Here is a 21,957-nt window from a genome sequence, read left to right on the forward strand (position 1 = left end):
AGACGATGGCAGGGGAGAGGCGCCCGGTGCGATTCGACGGGGCCTTGTGTGTTGCTATGCACCTAAGTCGGCGTCCGCGAAAGCCGGTGGAGACCTGTGACATCCTGCCCGGATGGGGGTGTCTGGAGGCATGAAACACCAGCTTTTCTGCCGATTGATCAATACCGATGCAGGCTATGCATGTCTGTTATGCAGCCTTGCGACTTGTTTGTGCAGCGCGAGGGAGCCAGTTTGAGGCTCAGCTGATGGATGAAACGGGCCGTGTTCTCCTCCCTGTGGCCCGTCGATGATGGCAGCTGTTTCCCCTCTGGAAGGTGACGTGCGATCTTTATCGCACGGAACTGCCGGGCTCCCTTGTGGAGCCCGGCGTTTCTTTTTTCAGGGGGCGGGAAGCGGCCGGGCCGCGGCCGCGTCACCAGCATTTCCCGTTCAGATCGAAGCATTCCGAACGAATAGAAAATGCTCCGGGCGTCAGAGCGCCGCCCAGGCGATCAGCAGAACCACGCAGACGATGGCGGTCATCTCGATCCGCAGGCGCGCATACCAGTTCGGCGCGTGATCCCTCAAAGCCATCCAGATATCGAACAGCCCCTGCAGCAGGAACGCGATGGTGAGCACCATCAGCGCGGTCTTCGACGCGAACAGGATCGCGATCCAGCCGACCAGCACGGGCACGATCGAGAACAGCAGCTCGCGGTCGCGCGCGGTCGTGTCGCGTGCCGACAGGGCAAGGCCCCAATGGACGCCGCCGAGGAACGACAGGATGACCGCGGAGTAGCCCTTCAGGGCCCCGGACACGAAGTCCCCCGACAGGCCGCCGACGTTGCCGACCCACAACAGCACCGCCCCGGCGACGAACGGGATCGCGCCCGCCAGCGACAGCGTCCGGGCGAGATGCGGAACCCCGCGCGCCGACGGCAGGCGGCCTGTGTTCGATGATGTCGTCATGATGTCCTCCCCCAATTCGGGGCCGGCTCCCGTGCCGGCGGGCGATCCACCACCCGATCGGCAGGAAGCGCCCCGTCTTCAATCTCTCCGGAACACCACCCCGCCGAGCCAGCCGGCGAAGATGGCGATCAGCACGACGACGATGCCGTAGAGCAGCGAGTCGTCCTGGGCGAACACGTACATCCGCTGTTCGAAACCGCTCTTGGCCACGACCAGGTCGAGCGACGTGGAGGCGAGATAGGCCTGGTCGGCGAAGAGATAGACCTGGACGGTGTAGAGGCCGTCCGGCACCGCCGCCGGGAACGTGGCGGTGGTCCGGAAGAAGGTCGGGGTGAGGAAGGTCACCGCCCCCTCGCGCTCGACGTACAGGCCCTGCTGCCGCTTCAGGTCGACGAGCGCTTCGCGGAACGGTTCGCGGGCGCCGATGCTGCCGCGCGGCTGGCCGCCATGGCCGACGTAGAGAAGGCCGAGCTTGAGGGCCCGGGCCAGCACCGGCGGGGCGATCTCGTGAAGGTTCTCGGTCGACTGCACCGCGTAGAACGACGGGACGTCGGTGAAGCGCTGGGCGTTGCCGGAGATCCAGATGCCGGCCACGCGCTCCTTCTTGCGCAGCACGACCTCGTCGGCGGGACCGGCGATGGTGACGGCCACCTGATAGCCGCCGCGGCGCGCGATCGTCTGGCCGTCCCGCTCGATGACGCCGAACACGCTGATTTCCGCGCCCGCGAAATTCGAACTGATCTCCACGCGCGGTGCGGAGAGCGCGGCCACCACCGCCTCGGCCGCCGCGGGCTTGCCCGCGAGGCCGGCGAGCAGCAGCGTCAGCGCCAGTCCGGCGATGTGCCGAAGCGGCTGGGCTGTTCTCCTGTTTCGTCCTGGCGCTTCCATTCCGGCCTCACCCGCCTGAAAGGATCGTCATGGAGTAGAGATGGTCCGGCGTGACCGCGAGGTTGACGAGGAACCGTATGCCGACGGCCAGGACCAGGAGCCCGAGCAACGCGCGCAGGTGCTCGCCGCGCAGCTTCAGCCCGAACGACGCCCCGAACTGCGCCCCGATGACCCCGCCGACCATCAGGAACAGCGCCAGCACGATATCCACCGACTTGGTGTTGGTCGCGTGCAGCACGGTGGCCACGGCCATGGTGCCGAGGATCTGCAGCAGCGACGTTCCGATGACGATGTTGGTGGGCACGCGCAGAATGTAGATCAGCGCCGGCACCATGATGAAGCCGCCGCCGATCCCGAGCAGCGTGCCCAGGAAGCCGATGCTGCCGCCGATGACGATCACCGGGATGATGCTGATATAGAGCCGCGACGCCCGGAACCGGACCTTCAAAGGCAGCTTGTGGACCCAGTTGTGGTGGCCCGAGCGACGCCCCGTCGGCAGCGTCCTGCCGGACTTCCGCGCCTTGCGGGCCTTCAGGATGGCGCCGATCGCCTCGGTCAGCATCAAGGTGCCGATCGAGCCCAGGAAGATCGTGTAGGAGAGGCTGATCACCAGGTCGAGCTGGCCCATCCGCTCGAGGATCGCGAACAGCCATGCGCCGAAGGCGGCCCCCACCGAACCGGCGGCGAACAGACACAACGCGAGCTTCACGTCGATCAGGCGTTTTCGCCAGTAGGAGAGGGCGCCGGACGCCGACGACGCCACGATCTGCGGCGTGACGGTGGCGACCGCGACGGGATGGGGAATTCCGGAAAAGATCAGCAGCGGCGTGAGCAGAAATCCGCCTCCCACGCCGAACAGTCCCGAGATGAAGCCGACAGCCGCGCCCATCCCCAGCACCGTGAACACGTTCACGGGCAATTCCGCGATGGGGAGGTAAATCTCCATAGATTTCGCAGCGTTAACCGTTGTTACGGTAAATTAGGAGGGGCTAATGGACGGGCGACGTGTGCAGTTAAGCCCCCGGCTGGCGAGCGTTGTCAATGCCCGCCCGCCAGTTTTGCGCGAACCGCCGCGATTCGAAAGGGCGAAGCCGCCGTTGCGGCGGATTTCGCCCGCCTAGTCGGTGCGGGCCCGCGATTGGCGGCGGTAGCGTTCGAGGATCGCCTCGCGCTCCGACATCGCATGCCCCTGTGACGGCGACTGGTCCGGAGCGGCCGGTCCGCGCGGCACCGCCGGGGCCGCCCGGGGGGCGGCTTCGGCCGCCGGATGGCGCGGTGCGGTGGGGACGCTGCCGACGGTCGGCGCGGCCTGGCGCGGCTGCCCCAGGCGGGCTTCCAGCCGGTCGAGGGCCTCTGCCAGCGCCTTCATGGCCCGCAGGTTCACCTCGTGGGTCTCGACCCGCCGGGCCAGTTCCTGGACGTGGTGTTCGATGGCGGCGAGCCGCTTGTTGGAGTCCGGAACGCCGGCAACACGATTGGCAACTGTCGAGAGCATGGAACAGAGGGAGGCGTACTGGTCGGCGGTGGTCGCCTCGAGCCGTGCGATGCGCGCCTCCAGGGCCTCCATCGGGGCGGTGACGGGGGCCAGGTCGATCGGCGCGGCCGGGACGGCGATCTCGGCAAGCCGCGCATCGATGCGGTCGAACCGCTCGGCAAGCGCGGTGAACCGGCCCGGGAGGTTCTGCGCCTCCAGGCGCCCGAGGCGGTCGACCAGATCGTCGAGGCGCTGCCCGGTCACCGTGGCGGCTTCTTCGGCGCGGTTCGCCGTCTCCAGCGCGAGGCGGCGGTCCACCTCCGCGTCGTCTGCGCCGGCAGGCTTCCCGGTGCGGGGCTCGGCGGGACCTGCGGCTTCGGCCGCCACGTCAACCTCGGCATCGGTCTCGGTCGAGGCAATGGCCGCGTCGCCGGCAAGATGGGCATCGAGCGCCGCCAGCAGGCGCTCGTTCGAGACGTCCTGCGCCGTGCCATCGGCGGCGGCCCAGGTTTCGATCTCGTCCTCGCCGACGGACGGGGTCTCCGGATCGGGCGCCATCTCGGCCAGGTCGATGTCCGCGCCAAAGTCCACGGCGTCCGGAAGGGGGGCGTCGTCGTCGGTCAGCCAGTCGCCCGTCTCGAACTGGGCGAGCATCGCCTTCGCGAACGCATCGGAGGTGTCGAGCGGCGTGCGCGCGGCCGCCACCGGTGCCGGTTCCACCGGTGCCGGTTCCACCGGTGCCGGCTCCGCAGGGGCGGCGTCGGCGGGCGCGGGGTCGGCCATCGATCGGGCGCGCAAGGCGGCGAGGCGCTGGCGCAGCGAGGTATCGTTTGGCGCCGGCGCATCGGATGCCGGCGCGGCGTGGCCGGCTACGCGACGGTCGGCCGCCTTCACCTGAGGCCAGTCGTCACGGGTCAGCGGCCGCATGCGGGTGGGGACCGGCCAGGGCGCGTCGTCGGTGGTGCCGGTTGCCCCGGAACCGGCTTCGGGATCCAGGGAAACGTCGGCGGCTTCGCCTTCGTCATGGAAGGTGCGCCAGTCCGCGTTCCATTCCGATGTGCGCCGGTCGCCGTCGGACCGCGCCGCGTCCGGACCAGGGGCGGAGGACACTGGCGCCCGGGGCGGCGCCGTCTCCGTCTCGGTGCCGGGGTCGGCAGGACGCGCCGCGCGCGCCGGGTCGGGGCGGGCCTGCCGGAACTCGGCGATGCGGCGGGCCACTTCGCGGAAATCGGCGCCTTCGGCGAATGAGAGATCGTCCGTCGAGGCGCGTGACCCGGCGGATCCTGCCGGGCCGGAGGCCGGGCGAACGGGTTTGGAAGGCGTGCTGGGAGGAGTCATCCAGGTCCGGGAATCGAGGGCCGACACGAGACGGTCTACCGTGGCTGCGATGTCGTCGGCATCACGGTCGAGCGAGCCTCCCGCAAGCCACTTGCGGGCGGTCTCGCTCCGGACGCGGTTGTCGCCTTTCGGGGCCGGCTCGGTCAAGCGCTCGTGGTCGCCTGTCGACAGCGGCGCGTGGACCGCCGGGGTGCCGGGCGTCGCGCCTGCCTTGGAGCGCCGGTCAGGCGCCAGGCGGGGGAATTTCGGCACGCGGCTCAGTGCAGACATCGGGTGCGGCTCCGGCGAAACGGGACCGCCCGAAACGGCGCGAATGCGTCGCCGGGCGGTCATCGGGCTTTCGCCGAATTTCGACGCATCGTGGTTAACACCCGGTGAAGGCAGTCGATCTAATCGAGAAGAAGCGGGGGGCGCGTGCGGTCGGGGCTTGACGTCGCCTGCTGCGGGTCCAACCTCCGCAACGAGGCCGCCGGTCACAGGCGGCATAGGGAGAACCGCCCATGCCGAGCTACAAGGCCCCCGTCGCCGACGCGCTGTTCCTGGCGAACGACGTGTTTCGCCTCGCCGATCATGCCGACCTCGCCGGCTTCGAGGACGTCGGAGGCGACACGCTGGGCGCGATCCTGGACGAGGCGGCGAAGCTCGCCGAGGAGGTGATGGCGCCGTTGAACCGGACCGGCGACGTCGAGGGGTGCACCCGCCGGCAGGACGGCTCGGTGGAAACGCCTGACGGATTCAAGGAGGCGTACGCCAGGTTCGCGGAGGGCGGCTGGATCGGCCTTGCCGGGGATCCGACCTATGGCGGCCAGGGCCTGCCGTTCGTGGTGGCGGCGCTCGCCAACGAGTTCTTCTCGTCCGCCAACATGGCGCTGGCCATGTATCCGGGCCTGACCCAGGGCGCCATTACGGCGATCACCCTGCACGGCTCCGACGCCCAGAAGGAGCTCTATCTGCCGAAGCTGATGTCCGGCGAATGGTCGGGAACCATGAACCTGACCGAGCCCCAGTGCGGCACCGACCTCGGCCTGGTGCGCACCAAGGCCGTGCCGGCAGGCGACGGCAGCTACCGGATCTCCGGCACCAAGATCTTCATTTCCGCCGGCGAACACGATCTCACGGACAACATCGTCCACCTGGTGCTTGCCCGCATCGAGGGCGCACCGGAGGGCACGAAGGGCATCTCGTTGTTCGTCGTGCCCAAGGTGCTGCCCGACGGCGACGGGCTCGGCGCGGCAAACGGCGTCTCCTGCGGGTCCATCGAAAGCAAGATGGGCATCCACGGCAACGCCACCTGCACGATGATCTACGAGGACGCCGTCGGCTGGCTGGTGTCGGAGGAGAACAAGGGCCTGCGGGCCATGTTCACGATGATGAACGAGGCCCGCGTCGGCGTCGGCGTGCAGGGGCTGGCGCTCGGCGAGGTCGCCGCGCAGAACGCCGGGGCCTATGCCCGCGACCGCCGCCAGGGGCGGGCGCTGAGCGGCGCGGCAGAGCCGCAGGCGCCGGCCGATCCGATCATCGTCCACCCGGACATCCGGCGCACGCTGATGCGCGCCAAGGCCTTCACCGAGGGCGCGCGGGCCTTCGTCATGTGGGTGGCGCTGGCGAGCGACATCGCCCATCGCTCCGCCGATGCGGCCGCCCGGCAGGCGGCCGACGACCGGCTGGCGCTGCTCACCCCGATCCTGAAGGCGGTGCTCACCGATCAGGGCTTCGAGACGGCGGTGGCGAGCCAACAGGTCTACGGCGGCCACGGCTACATCGCCGAGACCGGCGTCGAGCAGTTCGTGCGCGATGCCCGCATCGCGATGATCTACGAGGGCGCCAACGGCATCCAGGCGCTCGATCTCGTCGGCCGCAAGCTGCCGCGCGACGGCGGCCGGGCGGTGACCGCCTTCCTCGGCGAGGCGCGCCAGCTGGTCGCCGACTGCGAAGGCGAGGCGGAGCTGGCCGATCTCGCGGCGGGGCTGGCGAAGGGGCTCGACGATCTGCAGGGGGCCACCATGTGGTTCGTCGGCAACGCGCTGGCGAAGCCCGACAACGCCGGGGCCGGCGCCACCGACTACCTGCACCTGTTCGGGCTCGTCGTGTTCGGCACGCTGTGGCTGAGGATGGCGCGGGCCGCTCAGGCCCGCCGCGCCGCGGGCACGGCCACACCGGCGATCGACGGCAAGCTCGCGACGGCGCGCTTCTTCATGCAGCACATGCTGCCGGAGACGGCGCTGCGCCGGGCCCGGGTGGAAGCCGGCGCCGGGATCGTGATGGCGTTGCCGGCCGACGCGTTCTGACGCATCGTTGGCAAAACCCGCCGGTCGCGTGAGCGCACGAGAGCGGGTGGGCCGGGGAGGCCGGGTGGTCTTGCCGATCGGGTGACCCCATCTGATCGGGAAGGCATGGCGCCGGGTTGAGAGACGCGCTTTGGGAGCGGGACATGAGTGATGCGTTCATCTACGACCACGTCCGCACGCCGCGCGGCAAGGGCAAGGTCGACGGCTCCCTGCACGAGGTGCCCGCGGTCCGGCTGGCCGCCGGCACGCTGACGGCGCTGCGCGAACGCAACGGGCTCGACACGGCGCTGGTCGAGGACGTCATCCTCGGCTGCGTGGACCCGATCGGCGAGGCGGGCGGCGACATCGCGCGGGCCGCCGTGTTCGTCGCCGGCTACGGCGAGAGCGTGCCCGGCGTGCAGATCAACCGCTTCTGCGCCTCCGGCCTCGACGCGGTGAACTTCGGCGCCGCCCAGGTGATGAGCGGCCAGCACCGGATGGTGGTCGCCGGCGGCGTGGAATCCATGAGCCGGATCGGCATCGGCGCCTCCGGCGGCGCCTGGCCGGTCGACCCGCAGGTGGCGCTGCCGTCCTATTTCATGCCCCAGGGCGTCTCCGCCGACCTGATCGCCACCAAGTACGGCTTCTCCCGCGACGACGTCGACGCCTACGCGGTGGAGAGCCAGAAGCGCGCCGCGCGGGCCTGGGAGGAGGGCCGGTTCGCCCGCTCCGTGGTGCCGGTGGTCGACGTCAACGGCCTGCCGATCCTGGAGCGCGACGAGCACATGCGCCCGGGCACCGACATGCAGGCGCTGGCCGCCCTGCAGCCGTCCTTCGAGATGATGGGCGAGCTCGGCGGCTTCGACGCCGTCGGCATCCAGGCCCACCCGGAGGTCGAGGCGATCCGCCACGTCCACCACGCCGGCAACTCGTCCGGCATCGTCGACGGCGCCGCCGCCGTCCTCATCGGCGACGCGGAGAGCGGGGCGGCCGCCGGCCTGAAGCCGCGCGCGCGCATCCGGGCGTTCGCCTCCATCGGCTCCGATCCGGCGCTGATGCTGACCGGCCCGGAGAAGGTCACCGCCAAGCTGCTCGGGCGCGCCGGCATGGCGATCTCCGACATCGACCTCGTCGAGATCAACGAGGCGTTCTCCTCCGTCGTGCTGCGCTTCCAACAGGTGTTCGACCTCGATCCCGACATCGTCAACGTCAACGGCGGCGCCATCGCCATGGGCCATCCGCTGGGGGCGACCGGAGCGATGCTGCTCGGCACCGTGCTCGACGAGCTGGAGCGGCGCGATCTCACCACCGCGCTGGTCACCCTGTGCATCGGTGCCGGCATGGGCACCGCCGCCGTGATCGAGAGGGTCTGACCATGAGCGACGCAACGCTTCCCGAAGCCGCCGGCTTTTCCCTCACCGTCGAGGACGGCATCGCGGTGCTGGTCTGGGACATGCCCGGCCGGTCGATGAATGTCTTCACGCTGGAGGCGCTGGATACCCTCGGCGCCCTCGTCGACGATCTCGCCGCGCGCGACGACGTCACCGGGGTGATCGTCACCTCGGGCAAGGCGTCGTTCTCCGGCGGCGCCGACCTGACGGTGCTGCAGACGCTGCTCGGCGGCTATCACGCGCTGGTCGCCGGCGGCGACGCGCTGCAGGCGAACACGCGGCTGCTGGAGGAATCCAGCCGGATGTCGCGCATCTACCGGCGGCTGGAGACCTGCGGCAAGCCATGGGTCTGCGCCCTCAACGGCACCGCGGCCGGCGGCGCCACCGAGCTGGCGCTCGCCTGCCACCGGCGCATCGCGGCCGACGACGACACGCTCCGCATCTCGCTGCCGGAGGTGAAGGTCGGCCTGTTCCCGGGCGCGGGCGGCACCCAGCGCGTCATGCGGCTGGCCGAGCCCCAGGGCGGCCTCCAGTTCCTGCTGCAGGGCCGCGAGCTGTCGCCGAAGCAGGCCAAGGCGCTCGGCCTGATCGACGAGATCGTGCCTGCGGCTGACCTCATGGCCCGCGCGAAGGCGGCGCTGGCCGAGGGCGTCGACCCGAAGAAGCCGTGGGACAGGTCCGGCTTCAAGCCGCCGCTCGGGCGCATCTACTCGCCCCAGGGCATGCAGCTGTTTTCCGCCGCCAACGCCCTCTATCGCCGCGAGACCTACGACAACTACCCGGCCGCCCGCGCCATCCTGCAGTCGGTCTACGAGGGGCTGCTGCTGCCCATCGACCAGGCGCTGAAGGTCGAATCCCGCTGGTTCGCCCACGTGCTGACGACGCGCGAGGCGGCGGTGATGATCCGCTCGCTGTTCGTCTCCATGCAGGCGCTGAAGAAGGGCGCCCGCCGCCCCGACGTCGAGAAGACGCGGCTCTCCACCGTCGGCGTCGTCGGCGCCGGCTTCATGGGCGCGGGCATCGCCTCCGTCGCCGCCCAGGCCGGCCTTTCCGTCGTGCTGATCGACCAGGATCTGGCCGCCGCCGAACGCGCCAAGGCGACAATCGGGGAGGGGCTGGCCGACCGCGTGAAGAAGGGGCGCATGGCCGAGAGCGAGGCCGAGGCCGTGCTGGCGCGGATCGCCCCGTCGGCCGACATGGCGGCGCTGGCGCCGGCCGACCTGGTCGTCGAGGCGGTGTTCGAGGACCGCGGCGTCAAGCGCCAGGTGATCGAGGCGGCGGGCGCGGTGCTCTCCGACACCGCGGTGCTGGCCTCCAACACCTCCACCCTGCCGATCACCTCGCTCGCCAAGGACGCGGCGCGCCCCGACCGCTTCATCGGGCTGCACTTCTTCTCGCCGGTGGAGCGGATGATGCTGGTCGAGGTGATCGTCGGCGAGGAAACCGGGCCGGAGGCGCTGGCGGTTGCCCTCGACTTCGTCAAGGCGATCCGCAAGACGCCCATCGTCGTCAACGATTCCCGCGGCTTCTACGTCAACCGCTGCGTCATCCGCTATCTGACCGAAGCCCACCTCATGCTGATGGAGGGGGTGCCGGCGCCGATGATCGAGACGGTCGCCCGCATGGCCGGCATGCCGGTCGGGCCGCTGGCGCTCACCGACGAGGTGGCGATCGACCTCGTCCACCGCATCCTCAAGGCCGCCAAGGCCGACCTCGGCGGCGGCGCCGTCGATCCCGCCCACGACCGGCTGGTCTCGGCGATGGTGGAGACCCACGGCCGGCTCGGCCGCAAGAACGGCAAGGGCTTCTACGACTATCCGGCCGGCGGCAAGAAGCGGCTCTGGCCGGATCTCGACCAGATCACCGGACCGTCCAAGGCCGCCGACGACATCTCCGTCGACACGCTGAAGGCGCGGCTGCTGGCGATCCAGGCACTGGAGGCGATCCGCTGCCTGGAGGAGGGGGTGGTCACCGACGTGCGCGAGGCCGACGTCGGCTCGATCCTCGGCTACGGCTTCGCGCCGTTCACCGGCGGCACGCTGTCCTACGTGGACGGCATCGGCGCGGCCGCCTTTCTCAAGGAGTGCCGCGCGCTGGAGGCGGCGTTCGGGGAGCGCTTCGCGGCGCCCGACCTGCTGGTCGAGATGGCCGAGAAGGACGAGACCTTCTACGGACGCTTCGCGCCACCCGCCGACCGCGCGGCCTGAGCGGCTGCGCGGCTTCGGGTCGGGCCCGGCCCGACCTTCGGTCAGCCGGCGAGGGCGTCGGCCGGCTCGAGCCCGAGCAGGATGCGGATCGGCCGGAACGAGCGCCGGTGATGGATGGTCGGGCCGAAGGAGGCGAGCGCCTCCTGATGGTGCCGGGTGCCGTAGCCCTTGTGGCGCTCGAAGCCGTAGTCCGGGAACGACAGCGCCATGTGCTGCATCAGCCGGTCGCGGGTGACCTTGGCGACGATCGAGGCGGCGGCGATGGCGGCGGACTTGGCGTCGCCGTCGACGATCGCCTCGCCGGCGCAGGCAAGCCCCTTCGGCACGTCCTTGCCGTCGATGAGGGCAAGCCGGGGGCACTCGCAGAGGCCGGCCACGGCGCGCGTCATCGCCCACAGCGTCGCGCCGCGGATGTTCATGGCGTCGATGCGGTTGCTGGACGCGACGACGACCGACACGTCCGCCCGGGCGACGATCAGGGCGTAGAGGTCGTGGCGCGCCTCCGCCGACAGTACCTTGGAATCGGCGACGCCCGCCACGCTCACGCCCCTGGGGAAGGTGACGGCGGCGACCACCACCGGTCCGGCCCACGGGCCGCGGCCGGCCTCGTCGACGCCGCACACCGGCCCGCCCGCCCGCTTGCGCGCGGCGCGGTCGAATGCGGGGTTCGGGTAGATCGACGGAGGGCTGGCGGCTGCGGCTGGCATCGGCTTCGACGGGGCTGATTCGCGGATGGCTCCCATCCTGCCCGTGTTGGCCGGCGGGGAAAACCCGCCGCCCGGAGCATGTCCCGTCCGGATCGGTCCCGCCGGACCGAAAAGGCACGGCTGACCGCACCGAACCTCAAGCAATGCCTCATCCCCAGCCATGCCCGATCTGGAGCCATGCCCGATCGATCCGGTGGTTCCCGCTGATCGGAAAAGGCCCTGGCCGCGCCCGACCGGCGGCGGCCCGCAGCCGCCCGCCGCCCGCGGGTGCCGTCAGAACAGGCTGAGCTGGCGTCCGTCGCCGAGCGGGCGGACGAACAGGTCGGTGCGCAGGCGCGTCTTCGACGTGTTGAGCTTGTGGCGTTTCGCCGCAAGCTCGAACCGGCGGCCCAGCGTCCAGGCGTACGGGCCTTCGCCCTTCATCCGCTTGCCGAAGGTGGCGTCGTAGTCCTTGCCGCCGCGCATCGCCCGCAGGATCGACAGCACCCGCCGGTAGCGGTCGGGATAGTGCCGCAGCAGCCAGTCCTTGAAGACGTCGGAGACCTCCAGCGGCAGCCGCAGCAGCACGTAGCCGGCCTCGCGCGCGCCGGCCGCCGAGACCCGCTCCAGGATGGTCTCGATCTCCGCGTCGTTGAGGGCGGGGATGACCGGGGCGACCAGCACGCTGGTCGGGATGCCGGCGGCGGCAAGCTGTTCGATGGTGTCCAGCCGCTTCTGCGGCGTCGCGGCCCGGGGCTCCATCGCCCGGGCGAGCTTGCGGTCGAGGGTGGTCACCGAGATCGCCACCTTGACCAGCCCGCGCTCGGCCATCCGCTGCAGGATGTCGATGTCGCGCAGCACCAGCGTCGACTTGGTGACGATGCCGACCGGATGGTTGGTGCGTTCCAGCACCTCCAGGATCTCCCGGGTGATCTTGTAGTCGCGTTCGATCGGCTGGTACGGGTCCGTGTTGGTGCCGAGCGCAATGGTCTTCGGCTGGTAGCGCGGGTTGGAGAGCTCGCGTTCCAGCACGGCGGCGGCGCCCGGCTTGGCGGTCAGCCGCGTCTCGAAGTCCAGTCCCGGCGACAGGCCCAGATAGGCGTGGGACGGCCGGGCGAAGCAGTAGACGCAGCCGTGCTCGCAGCCCCGGTAGGGGTTGATGGAGCGGTCGAAGCCGATGTCGGGCGACTCGTTGCGGGTGATCACCGTGCGCGGCGTCTCCAGCCGCACCTCGGTCTTCAGGGCCGGCAGGTCGCCGAGGCCTTCCCAGCCGTCGTCGATCGTCTCGGTCGCGTTCTTCTCGAACCGGCCGGCCGGATTGACCGCCGCGCCGCGCCCGCGGCGGCGATGGTCGTTGAGGCGCGCTCCGAACGGGGCGGGCTCGCCGTCCGGATCGACGAACGGCGGCGGCGCCAGGGTCGAGGTCAGAGGCTGTCGCAAAGGGGCATTCATGGCGCCACCTCTCCGGTTGGGTCGCTGCCGCGCAAGGCCGGGCCACCCAGGCCACGGAGACGCGGTGCGACGTGTGTTTGATCTCGTTTTGTTCCAGGTTCCGGTCGGCGTGTCCGGGGTGCGGACGGCCGGGAACGTGGGGACCTGAATAGGAACAATACAGGAACAAATGCGCCGTGCAAGGCAAATGTTCCTATCCGTTGGCGAGGCCGGGGGCCTCTGGGCCCGTCGCGGCGGCAATGTGCGTGACGTGAATGCAGGCTTGCGCAATTTTTGGACGCGATGCGCTCGCCTTGTGCGCCGCAACATGATATGCACTGGGAATGCTGAGCGTCATTATTCCGACACACAACAACGAATTCGCGCTCGCTCGCTGCCTCGCGGCGCTTGTCCCCGGTGCGGTCGACGGGGTGGTCGCCGAAGTGATCGTCGCGGACCGGCGGTCCGAAGACGGGACCTCGAAGGTCGCCGATGCCGCCGGTTGCCGGCTGATCAGCCTGGACGAGCCGCGCGACGAACGGGTCGCCGCCGCGCTGTCGGCGGTGGAGCGCGGACGCTGGATTCTGGTTCTGGAGCCGACGGTCGCGCTCGAGCCCGGCTGGCAGCGGGAAGTCTCCGCCTTCGTCGAATCCGCCGAACGGGCGGGATGCGCCGGCGAGCGCACCGCGGTGTTCCGGTTCGCCTTCGACGAATTCGTCCGCCCGCGCCGCATCTCCCAGGCGGTCGTCTCGCTGCGCTCCCACATTTTCGGCCTTCCGGTGCCCGAGCAGGGCCTGCTGGCGACGCGCAGCGCGCTCGCCAAGGCGCTCGACGACGGCCGGCACGCGCCATCCCTGGATGCCGCGATCTCCTGGCGCCGCCTCAGCGTGCTGAGGTCACGGGCGCTCGTTCACCCCTGAGCCCCCAGAGCCTGCCCACCCGCGGCGGCCGCTCTCCGCAAGCGGCCGCGTGCGGTCGCCTTTGCAGCGCGCGACGGCAGCGCTCTCCGCCTTCCAGCCCCGATCTCCCGGACCCGCTCAGACCGTGCGGCCCGCTCCCTGGGCGGCCCCGCGGCGCATCGTTTCGGACAGCCGGGGCATGATCTCGACGAAATTGCAGGGCGTGTGGCGATAGTCGAGCTGCGCCTTGAGGATCCCGTCCCAGGCGTCCCGGCAGGCCCCCGGCGATCCGGGCAGGACGAACACGAAGGTCGCGTTGACCAGGCCGGCGGTCGCGCGCGACTGGACGGTCGAGGTCCCGATGGTGTCGGCGGAGATGCGGTGGAACAGCGGCGAGAAGCCGTCCATGTGCTTGTCGAACAGCGGGCTGATGGCTTCCGGCGTCACGTCGCGACCGGTGAAGCCGGTGCCGCCGGTGGTGATCACCACGTCGATCGCCGGATCGGCCGTCCATTTGCGCACGTGTCCCCGGATGGCGGCGATGTCGTCGCTGCAGATCGCCCGGTCGGCGAGCCAGTGGCCCGCGTCGGCAATCCGCCCGGCCAGCGTGTCGCCGGACCGGTCGGTCTCGGGCGTCCGCGTGTCGGAAACCGTCAGAATGGCGATGGACACGGGGATGAAGGTTCGTGTCTCGTCGAGATGGGGCATGGTCGGATCTCCAAACGAAGAACTATCATGGCGACCATGGCGATAGGCGCGGCTGTTCACAAGCGTGCCGGAGCAGGGGAAAGTGCGTCGTGACCGAGGCGTTGGATCTGTACTGCGAACGCACCGGGCCAAGCTTCTGGTCGGAACCTCTGAATGCGGTCAGCAACGTCGTCTTCATCGTGGCGGCGGTGCTGATCGTGCACCGGTGGAGCCGCCAGCGGGGCGACTGGCCGGTGCTGGCGCTGGCGCTGCTGACCGCGCTGATCGGCATCGGCTCCTTCCTGTTCCACACGCTTGCGACCGGCTGGGCGGCGATCGCCGACACGGCGCCGATCGCCGCGTTCATCTTCGCCTATTTCTTCCTCGCCATGCGCCGCTTCCTGGGGCTGCCCGTCGCCTGGGCGCTCGCCGCGACGGTGGCCTATCTGGTCGCGAGCGTGGGCACGGTCCCGTTCCTGCAGCTGGTGTTCGGCGGATCGGCGTCCTACATCCCGGCGCTCTTCGGGCTTGTCGGCGTCGGCGCCGTGCTGGCGGCGCGCGGCGATCCGCGCGCGGCGGGCCTGCTGTTGGCCGCCATGCTGTTCGCGGTCTCGCTGGCCTCGCGCATGGCCGATCTGCCGGTGTGCGCCGCGTTTCCGATCGGCACGCATTTCCTCTGGCACATTCTGAATGCCACCGTGCTCTATGTGGCGATGGCGACGGCCTTCGATCGGCCCCGTCGCCGCCGTAGCGTTTGAACCGGGCGCGTCAATTGGGCTAATGCGAGGTCGGCGCGCGCGGGATCCCGCAGACCCGTCGCCGGACGTGGCCGCAGGCCGGATGGAGAACACATGTCGCAGATGAAGCCGACGAGCGAGACACTGGACGAGGCGGCGCTCAAGTATCACCGGCTGCCGCGTCCGGGTAAGTTCGAGATTCAGCCCATCAAGCCGCTCGGCACCCAGCGCGACCTGTCGCTCGCCTATTCGCCCGGCGTTGCCGCGCCCTGCCTGGAAATCGCCAAGGACCCGACCGCGGCCCTCGATTACACGCTGCGCGGCAACCTGGTCGCCGTCATTTCCAACGGCACCGCCGTGCTCGGTCTCGGCGCCATCGGGGCGCTCGCCGGCAAGCCGGTGATGGAGGGCAAGGCGGTCCTCTTCAAGAAGTTCGCCAACATCGACGTCTTCGACATCGAGGTCGAAGAGCGCGACATCGACAAGTTCTGCGACGTGGTGGCGGCCATCGAGCCGACCTTCGGCGGCATCAACCTGGAAGACATCCGCGGCCCGGACTGCTTCGAGATCGAGGACAAGCTGAAGGCCCGGATGAAGATCCCGGTCTTCCACGACGACCAGCACGGCACCGCCATCATCGTCGCCGCCGCCACGATCAACGGGCTGGCACTCGCCGGCAAGAAGATCGAGGACGTGAAGATCGTCTGCTCCGGGGCGGGGGCGGCCGCGCTCGCCTGCCTGAACCTCCTCGTTTCGCTCGGGGCCGACCGCCGCAACGTCTGGGTCTGCGACATCGACGGCGTCGTCTACGAGGGCCGCGCGGCGAGCATGGACCGCTGGAAGGCCGTCTACGCCCAGCCGACCGACAAGCGCACCCTCGCCGAGGTGATCGACGGCGCCGACATGTTCCTCGGCCTGTCCGCCGGCGGGATCCTGAAGCCGGAGATGGTGGCGCGGATGGGCGACCAGCCGCTGGTGCTGGCGCTCGCCAACCCGACCCCGGAGATCATGCCGGAACTCGCCCGCCAGGCGCGTCCCGACGCGATGATCTGCACCGGCCGGTCCGACTTTCCGAACCAGGTCAACAACGTCCTCTGCTTCCCCTACCTGTTCCGCGGCGCCCTCGACGTCGGCGCGACGGCGATCAACGAGGAGATGAAGCGCGCCGCCGTGCGCGCCATCGCCGACCTCGCCAAGGAGGAGCCGTCGGAAGTGGTCGCCAAGGCCTATGGCGGCGAGACGCGGATCTTCGGCCGCGACTACCTGATCCCGTCGCCGTTCGATCCCCGGCTGATCCTCAGGATCGCGCCGGCGGTGGCGCGGGCGGCGATGGAGACCGGCGTCGCGGTGCGGCCGATCGAGGACTTCGATGCCTACAACGACCGGCTGACGCGCTTTGTCTTCAAGACCGGCGTCCTCATGAAGCCGCTGTTCGCCGAGGCGAAGACGCGCAAGCAGCGCATCATCTACGCCGAGGGCGAGGACGAGCGCGTGCTGCGCGCCGCCCAGATCATCAAGGAGGAGGGGCTGGCCGAGCCGATCCTCATCGGCCGGCCGAAGGTGATCGAATCCCGCGCCGAGCGCCACGGCCTGAAGCTGCGGCCGGGCGAGACCATCGAGGTCATCAACCCCGAGGACGACCCGCGCTTCCGCGACTATTCCGACCTCTACTTCAGCCTCGTCGGCCGCGACGGCATCACCCCGGATGCCGCCCGCACGGCGGTGCGCTCGAATTCCACCGTGATCGGCGCGCTGGCCGTGAAGCGGGGCGAGGCCGACGCGCTGATCTGCGGCCTGGAGGGCCGGTTCGACGACTACCTCACCCACGTGGAGGGCATCATCGGCTGCGCGCCGGGCGTCAATTCGTTCGCCGCGCTGTCGATCCTGATCGGCCAGACCGGCACCTATTTCCTGGTCGACACCGCCGTGACCGACGACCCGAGTGCGGCCGAGATCGCCGAGATGACCCGGCTGGCGGCGCGCCAGGTGCGCCGCTTCGGCACCACGCCGAAGGCGGCGCTGCTGTCGCACTCGAACTTCGGGTCGCGCGACAGCGCCTCCGCCCGCAAGATGCGCGAGGCGGCCGAGATCCTGTGGCGCACCGTGCCGGATCTGGAGGTCGACGGCGAGATGAACGGCGAGGACGCCCTGTCGGAGCTGGTGCGCGGCCGCTCGATGCCCGACAGCAAGCTCACCGGCGAGGCGAACCTGCTGGTGTTCCCGAACCTCGATTCGGCCAACATCGCCATGACGCTCCTGAAGGAGATGACCCAGGCGCTGCACATCGGCCCGCTGCTGCTGGGCGCGGCCCAGCCGGCCTACATCGTGTCGCGGTCGACGACGGCGCGCGGCGTCGTCAACATGACGGCGGTGGCGGCGGTGGAGGCGGCGAGCCGGTCGGTGGCCGTGGCCGCGGCGACGTGAGGGCCGTGCGCACGAACGCAGTGCGCACGAGCGGGGTGCGCACGAGCGGGGTGCGCACGTAGCCGCGTCGCAAAGCGCAGAAATGCGCAGAAGCGCGCCGTTTTTGCCGCGTTTTGCGCACTTAGGGCCATGCCCGCTCAGAGCGCCACGATCTGACCGGGAAGGAATGGCTCAAGGTCTTGATTCTGGGGCCATTTCTCGTCGACCGGGCGTCGCCGCCCGGTCGGGGTCTAGGCGACGCCGGAGCGCAGCAGGTCGTGCAGGTGGATGATGCCGACCGGGCGCGCGCCTTCGACCACGAACAGCGCGGTGATCTGCGAGGCGTTGAGGCGTTCCAGCACGGTGGCCGCGAGTTCGCCCGGCTCGGCCGTCTTCGGGCCGCGGCTCATGACGTCGTCGACGGTCTTCTGAAGCAGGTCCGGACCGAGATTGCGGCGCAGGTCGCCGTCGGTGATGATGCCGATGAGGTGGCCGAGATCGTCGGTGATGCCCAGCGTGCCGAAGCCCTTGCCGGTCATCAGCACGATCGCCTCGCTCATCGTCGTGCCCGAGGCCGCCAGCGGCACGTTGGCGCCCTGGTGCATGACGTCGCGCACGTGCTGCAGGCGCGCGCCGAGCTTGCCGCCCGGATGGAAGACCTTGAAGTCCTGGGCGGTGAAGCCGCGCGCCTCCAGCAGGGCGACGGCCAGCGCATCGCCCAGCGCCAGCATGAGCAGCGTCGAGGTGGTCGGCGCCAGCCCGTGCGGACAGGCCTCCGCCACCTTGGGAAGCTCCAGGTTCACCGTGGCGGCGCGGCCGAGCGCCGAGCGCCGGCTCGACGTCATGGCGATGATCGGCACCCGGAAGCGGCGCGCATAGGCGACGATGGTCGCGAATTCCTTGGTTTCGCCGGACCACGAGAGGGCGATGATCACGTCCTCCTCGGTGATCATCCCGAGGTCGCCGTGGCTCGCTTCCGCCGCATGGACGAAATGGGCTGGCGTTCCGGTGGAGGCCAGCGTCGCGGAGATCTTCGAGCCGATGTGGCCGCTCTTGCCGACGCCGGTGACGATGACCCGGCCCTTGCCGGCGCGGATCGTCTCGATGGCCTTGACGAAGTCTGCGCCGAGGCCGTTGCCGAGCGCCGCCTTGAGGCCGGCGAGACCGGCGATTTCCGTTTCCAGCGTGCGCGTCGCCGAGGCCAGGCAGTCGGTGCCGTCCTCGGTCAGCGGGGCGGGCGTGGACGGTGCGGGAGCCGAAGTCGTCATGGGCCTGTCGGTGCTTTCGTGAAGAGGTGGCGGCCGATGCGCCACTCATAGTCCCGCCGGGCACCCGAATAAAGGGCACGGCGCCGATGCTCCCCGGCAAAGCCGGCGACACGATGTCGGCGGCGGACGGGCGCGCCGGACGGGACGCCACGCTTTCTTAACCCTGTTGTGGTTACCAGATCATCGGCCCCATCCGGCGCGGCGCATGCTGGTCCGCGACGGCTTCGGCCCCATCTATTGCCTGGGAGCGTTTTGCGTCCGCCGCGAAGCGAAATGCTCAAGGCATTGACTCTGGAGCCTTTTTCCACCGCCCGGGCGCTGCCGGCTGGTGGGGCGAGGGCTTCGGGCACGTGCCCCGCTGCATGCCCGCGAGACGGAGCCCCGTGCGCCCGTCCCGCGAGATGCGTCCGACAGCCAGCAAGCCGGTTCGACGAGGAAAACGCCATGGCGATCAGATCCGCTCGATTTTCTGGACACTCGGTGCTGGCCGCGGCCGGCACGCTGCTGCTGGCCAGCCTGACGCTCGCCGCGCCCGCGGCGGCGTCGTTCCAGTCGTGCGTGCAGGCCATGTGGCCGGCGGCGCGCTCGGCCGGTGTGTCGCAGGCGACGTTCACTCAGGCGACGGCGCGGCTGACGCCGGATCCGGACACCGTCCGCCTGATGAGCAAGCAGTCGGAGTTCGTGAAGCCGATCTGGGACTATCTCGATTCCGCCGTCTCCACCTCCCGCATCACCACCGGCCGGCAGATGGCGCAGAAATATGCCAGCCAGCTCGCCGCCATCGAGCGGCGCTACGGCGTCGAGGGGCAGGTGGTGCTGGCCGTCTGGGGCGTGGAGACGAGCTACGGCAGCTACATGGGCAAGCACAACGCCATCCGTGCGCTGGCGACGCTCGCCTGCGACGCGCCGGACCGGCGCGATTACTGGCGCCAGGAGTTCGTGACGGCGCTGCAGATCGTCCAGGCCGGCCACGTGTCGGTGGCGAACATGGAAAGCTCGTGGGCCGGTGCCATGGGGCACACCCAGTTCATGCCGTCGAGCTGGCGGCAGCACTCCGCCGACTATGAAGGCGACGGCAAGAACGACATCTGGACCAACGTGCCCGACGCGCTCGCCTCCACCGCCAACTATCTCCACAATTTCGGCTGGGAACCCGGCAAGACCTGGGGTTACGAGGTCGACCTGCCGCGCGGCTTCGACTATTCGCTCGCCGACGAGGAGACCTGGCGGACGCTCGCCCAGTGGCGGCGGATGGGCATCACCCGCACTCGCGGCCGCGAGTTTCCGCGCGGCGGCGACAAGGCGTTCCTGCTGCTGCCGGCCGGCGCCAACGGCCCGGCCTTCCTGATGCTGAAGAATTTCGAGGTCATCAAGCGCTACAACAACGCCACCTCCTACGCGCTCGCCGTCGGCCACCTCGCCGACCGCATCATCGGCGCCGGACCGATCGAGAAGTCGTGGCCGCGCAACGATCCGCCGCTGTCGCGCGACCAGGTCCGGCAGATGCAGACGCTCTTGTCGTCCAAGGGCTTCTCCACCGGCGGCGTCGACGGCAAGGTCGGCCCGATGACCCGCTCGGCCATCCGCGACTACCAGAAGCGCAACCGCCAGGTCGCCGACGGCTACGCCTCGGTCAGCCTGCTGCAGGAGTTGCAGCGGTAGGGGGCGGTCAGGCGAGGCGGGCGACCTCGCGAGGCTGCCAGCAGAGCGAGCCGGTGCGGGTAACGGGAACGGCGCGTCACAAATCTGGACGGAAAGCCGGGCCCGCTTTCTCGGGCTTTGCGCTTACTTCCCGGGCGCCTCCACTGCTGCCGCAGCCGGCGGCGGCGCGGAATGGCTGACCGAGATCGGGTTGGGCGAGCGCGACTTCAGGTCTTCGAACCGGTGTTGCCCGACCGAGGTCCAGAACATCAGCACCAGCGCCGCAATGGTGATGGCAAGCGTCATATAGCGCACGAACTTCGGCACGCCGCCGCCGGTCTCCACCTCGTGCGCCTCCACGTGGCGCTTGTGGTTGAGGGCGAGCGCATAGAACACGATCGTGCTGACAACGAAAATCAAAGACCAGCGGGTCTGCTCTCCGTTCGATCCGGCGATTGCCCACAGGCAGTAGAGCGCCGCGATCAGGCCGATCATCGTGTAGAGCGCGTACTCGTGCTGTTTCAGCGTCTTGAAGCCAAGAACCTTGATGGAGATCGCGGAGTAGATGTACGGCAAGAGCGTCATGATCACCGCGATCGAGGCGACCTTTCCGAACTGCTCGGTCGCCGTCGGCGACATCGTGGCGAGCACCTGTACGCTCATCAGAATGGCGACGATGGCGAGGCCTGCCGACGGGACGCCCTTGGCGTTGATCCGGGCGAACACGTTTGGGAACAGGCCGTCGTCGGCGGCGGCCTTGGCGCTCTGGCCCACCAGCAGGGTCCAGCCGGCAAGCGAGCCGAGGCAGCCGATCGCCGCGCAGATGGCCACGATGTCGGCGGCCTTGGAGCCGAGCGCGATGCGGGCGGCCTCGGCGAACGGCGCTGTCGACGAAATGAGATCCTTGTTCGGGATCATGCCCATGATGGCCGTCGACGAAAGGATGTAGCAAACCCCGGCGAGGATCACGCCGCCGAGCGTGGCAATCGGCACGTTGCGGCGCGGGTTCTCCACCACGCCGGCAGAGACGGAGGCCGTCTCCACACCGATGAACGCCCATAGCGTGAAGTTCAAGGTCGCCCCGATGGCGCCGAACGAGCTTTCGCCGGAGACGTTCCAGCCAGCGGCATAGGTATCGGCGGAGAACCAGAACCAGCCGAAGATCGCCATGCCGATGATTGGCACCAGCGCGAAGAGGGTGGTGAAGGACTGCAGCCGGCCGACGAAGCGCGGGCCGAGGATATTGGCGTAGGTGAAGAACCAGATGACCGCGATCTGGCCGAGGGCGGCCACCAGCGGGATCGTCAGGCTCGGGAAAAAGTAGGTGAGATAGCCGAGGCCGGCGACAGCGAGGCCGACGTTTCCAACCACATTGGCGAGCCAGTAGATGAGGTTGGTCTGGAAGCCCATATAATCGCCGAACGCCTTGCGGGCGTAGGCGTAGGGGCCGCCGGCGGCGGGATCGATGGTCGCGAGCTTGGCGAACACCAGCGCCAGCGCCAGCGCACCGACCATGGTGATGATCCAGCCCACGAGCGCGATGCCGCCGATCGAGGCGAGGTTTGCCGGCAACATGAAGACGCCGGAACCCATCATGTTGCCAGCCACCATCAAGGTGGCGGGGACGAGCCCGATCTTGGCGATGGTGGGAGCGGCGGAGGAGGCAGCGGTATCGGCCATCTGTATCGCTCC

At 69.7% G+C, this 21,957-nt stretch carries 16 protein-coding genes; 7 read left to right on the top strand and 9 right to left on the bottom strand.

The window, feature by feature from the left end:
• Positions 1–471: 471 nt before the first annotated feature.
• The 4 genes from ACSSVZ_RS00170 to ACSSVZ_RS00185 all read right to left on the bottom strand — a co-directional run bounded on the left by ACSSVZ_RS00170 (position 472) and on the right by ACSSVZ_RS00185 (position 4,918).
• A complete protein-coding gene (locus ACSSVZ_RS00170) occupies positions 472–948 on the bottom strand; it encodes a DUF3429 domain-containing protein (RefSeq protein WP_453967574.1) in 477 nt (158 codons plus the stop codon).
• A 78-nt stretch (positions 949–1,026) separates the two neighbouring features.
• A complete protein-coding gene (locus ACSSVZ_RS00175) occupies positions 1,027–1,836 on the bottom strand; it encodes a TIGR02186 family protein (protein WP_453967575.1) in 810 nt (269 codons plus the stop codon).
• 7 nt (positions 1,837–1,843) lie between these two features.
• Positions 1,844–2,782 (bottom strand): sulfite exporter TauE/SafE family protein, encoded by a 939-nt coding sequence (locus ACSSVZ_RS00180; RefSeq protein WP_453967576.1) that lies wholly within the window; start codon positions 2,780–2,782, stop codon positions 1,844–1,846.
• A 171-nt stretch (positions 2,783–2,953) separates the two neighbouring features.
• Entirely contained in the window at positions 2,954–4,918 is a 1,965-nt protein-coding gene (locus tag ACSSVZ_RS00185; protein ID WP_453967577.1) for a hypothetical protein, read from the bottom strand.
• A gap of 230 nt (positions 4,919–5,148) precedes the next feature.
• Between ACSSVZ_RS00185 and ACSSVZ_RS00190 the strand changes: the two genes are divergently transcribed.
• From ACSSVZ_RS00190 to ACSSVZ_RS00200, 3 genes are all read left to right on the top strand, one after another.
• Entirely contained in the window at positions 5,149–6,936 is a 1,788-nt protein-coding gene (locus ACSSVZ_RS00190) for an acyl-CoA dehydrogenase C-terminal domain-containing protein (protein WP_453967578.1), read from the top strand.
• A 143-nt stretch (positions 6,937–7,079) separates the two neighbouring features.
• On the top strand, positions 7,080–8,288 hold the full coding sequence (locus ACSSVZ_RS00195; RefSeq protein WP_453967579.1) for an acetyl-CoA C-acetyltransferase: 1,209 nt from the start codon (positions 7,080–7,082) through the stop codon (positions 8,286–8,288).
• A 2-nt stretch (positions 8,289–8,290) separates the two neighbouring features.
• On the top strand, positions 8,291–10,513 hold the full coding sequence (locus ACSSVZ_RS00200) for a 3-hydroxyacyl-CoA dehydrogenase NAD-binding domain-containing protein (protein WP_453967580.1): 2,223 nt from the start codon (positions 8,291–8,293) through the stop codon (positions 10,511–10,513).
• A gap of 41 nt (positions 10,514–10,554) precedes the next feature.
• On the opposite strand, the gene ACSSVZ_RS00205 is transcribed toward ACSSVZ_RS00200, so the two are convergent.
• The gene (locus ACSSVZ_RS00205; RefSeq protein ID WP_453967581.1) at positions 10,555–11,220 is read right to left on the bottom strand and encodes a ribonuclease HII; all 666 of its coding nucleotides are present in this window, start codon (positions 11,218–11,220) and stop codon (positions 10,555–10,557) included.
• A gap of 273 nt (positions 11,221–11,493) precedes the next feature.
• A complete protein-coding gene (locus ACSSVZ_RS00210; RefSeq protein WP_453967582.1) occupies positions 11,494–12,651 on the bottom strand; it encodes a PA0069 family radical SAM protein in 1,158 nt (385 codons plus the stop codon).
• Positions 12,652–12,974: 323 nt separating this feature from the next.
• Here ACSSVZ_RS00210 and ACSSVZ_RS00215 point away from each other — a divergent pair, with 323 nt between their 5' ends.
• Positions 12,975–13,550 (top strand): glycosyltransferase, encoded by a 576-nt coding sequence (locus ACSSVZ_RS00215; RefSeq protein WP_453967583.1) that lies wholly within the window; start codon positions 12,975–12,977, stop codon positions 13,548–13,550.
• Positions 13,551–13,667: 117 nt separating this feature from the next.
• Here ACSSVZ_RS00215 and moaB read toward each other — a convergent pair whose 3' ends face one another.
• On the bottom strand, positions 13,668–14,237 hold the full coding sequence (moaB, locus tag ACSSVZ_RS00220) for a molybdenum cofactor biosynthesis protein B (protein WP_453967584.1): 570 nt from the start codon (positions 14,235–14,237) through the stop codon (positions 13,668–13,670).
• Between the two features lie 89 nt (positions 14,238–14,326).
• On the opposite strand from moaB, the gene ACSSVZ_RS00225 reads away from it, so the two are divergent.
• On the top strand, positions 14,327–14,974 hold the full coding sequence (locus tag ACSSVZ_RS00225) for a ceramidase domain-containing protein (protein WP_453967585.1): 648 nt from the start codon (positions 14,327–14,329) through the stop codon (positions 14,972–14,974).
• Positions 14,975–15,067: 93 nt separating this feature from the next.
• Positions 15,068–17,377, top strand: coding sequence for an NADP-dependent malic enzyme (locus ACSSVZ_RS00230; protein WP_453967586.1), 2,310 nt, complete (start codon positions 15,068–15,070; stop codon positions 17,375–17,377).
• Between the two features lie 230 nt (positions 17,378–17,607).
• On the opposite strand, the gene ACSSVZ_RS00235 is transcribed toward ACSSVZ_RS00230, so the two are convergent.
• Positions 17,608–18,624 (bottom strand): KpsF/GutQ family sugar-phosphate isomerase, encoded by a 1,017-nt coding sequence (locus ACSSVZ_RS00235; protein ID WP_453967587.1) that lies wholly within the window; start codon positions 18,622–18,624, stop codon positions 17,608–17,610.
• A gap of 444 nt (positions 18,625–19,068) precedes the next feature.
• Between ACSSVZ_RS00235 and ACSSVZ_RS00240 the strand changes: the two genes are divergently transcribed.
• Positions 19,069–20,286 (top strand): lytic murein transglycosylase, encoded by a 1,218-nt coding sequence (locus ACSSVZ_RS00240; protein WP_453967588.1) that lies wholly within the window; start codon positions 19,069–19,071, stop codon positions 20,284–20,286.
• A 123-nt stretch (positions 20,287–20,409) separates the two neighbouring features.
• On the opposite strand, the gene adiC is transcribed toward ACSSVZ_RS00240, so the two are convergent.
• Positions 20,410–21,945, bottom strand: a complete 1,536-nt coding sequence (gene adiC, locus ACSSVZ_RS00245; protein ID WP_453967589.1) for an arginine/agmatine antiporter — start codon at positions 21,943–21,945, stop codon at positions 20,410–20,412.
• Between the last annotated feature and the right edge of the window lie 12 nt (positions 21,946–21,957).

Source organism: Amorphus sp. MBR-141 (assembly GCF_053628695.1).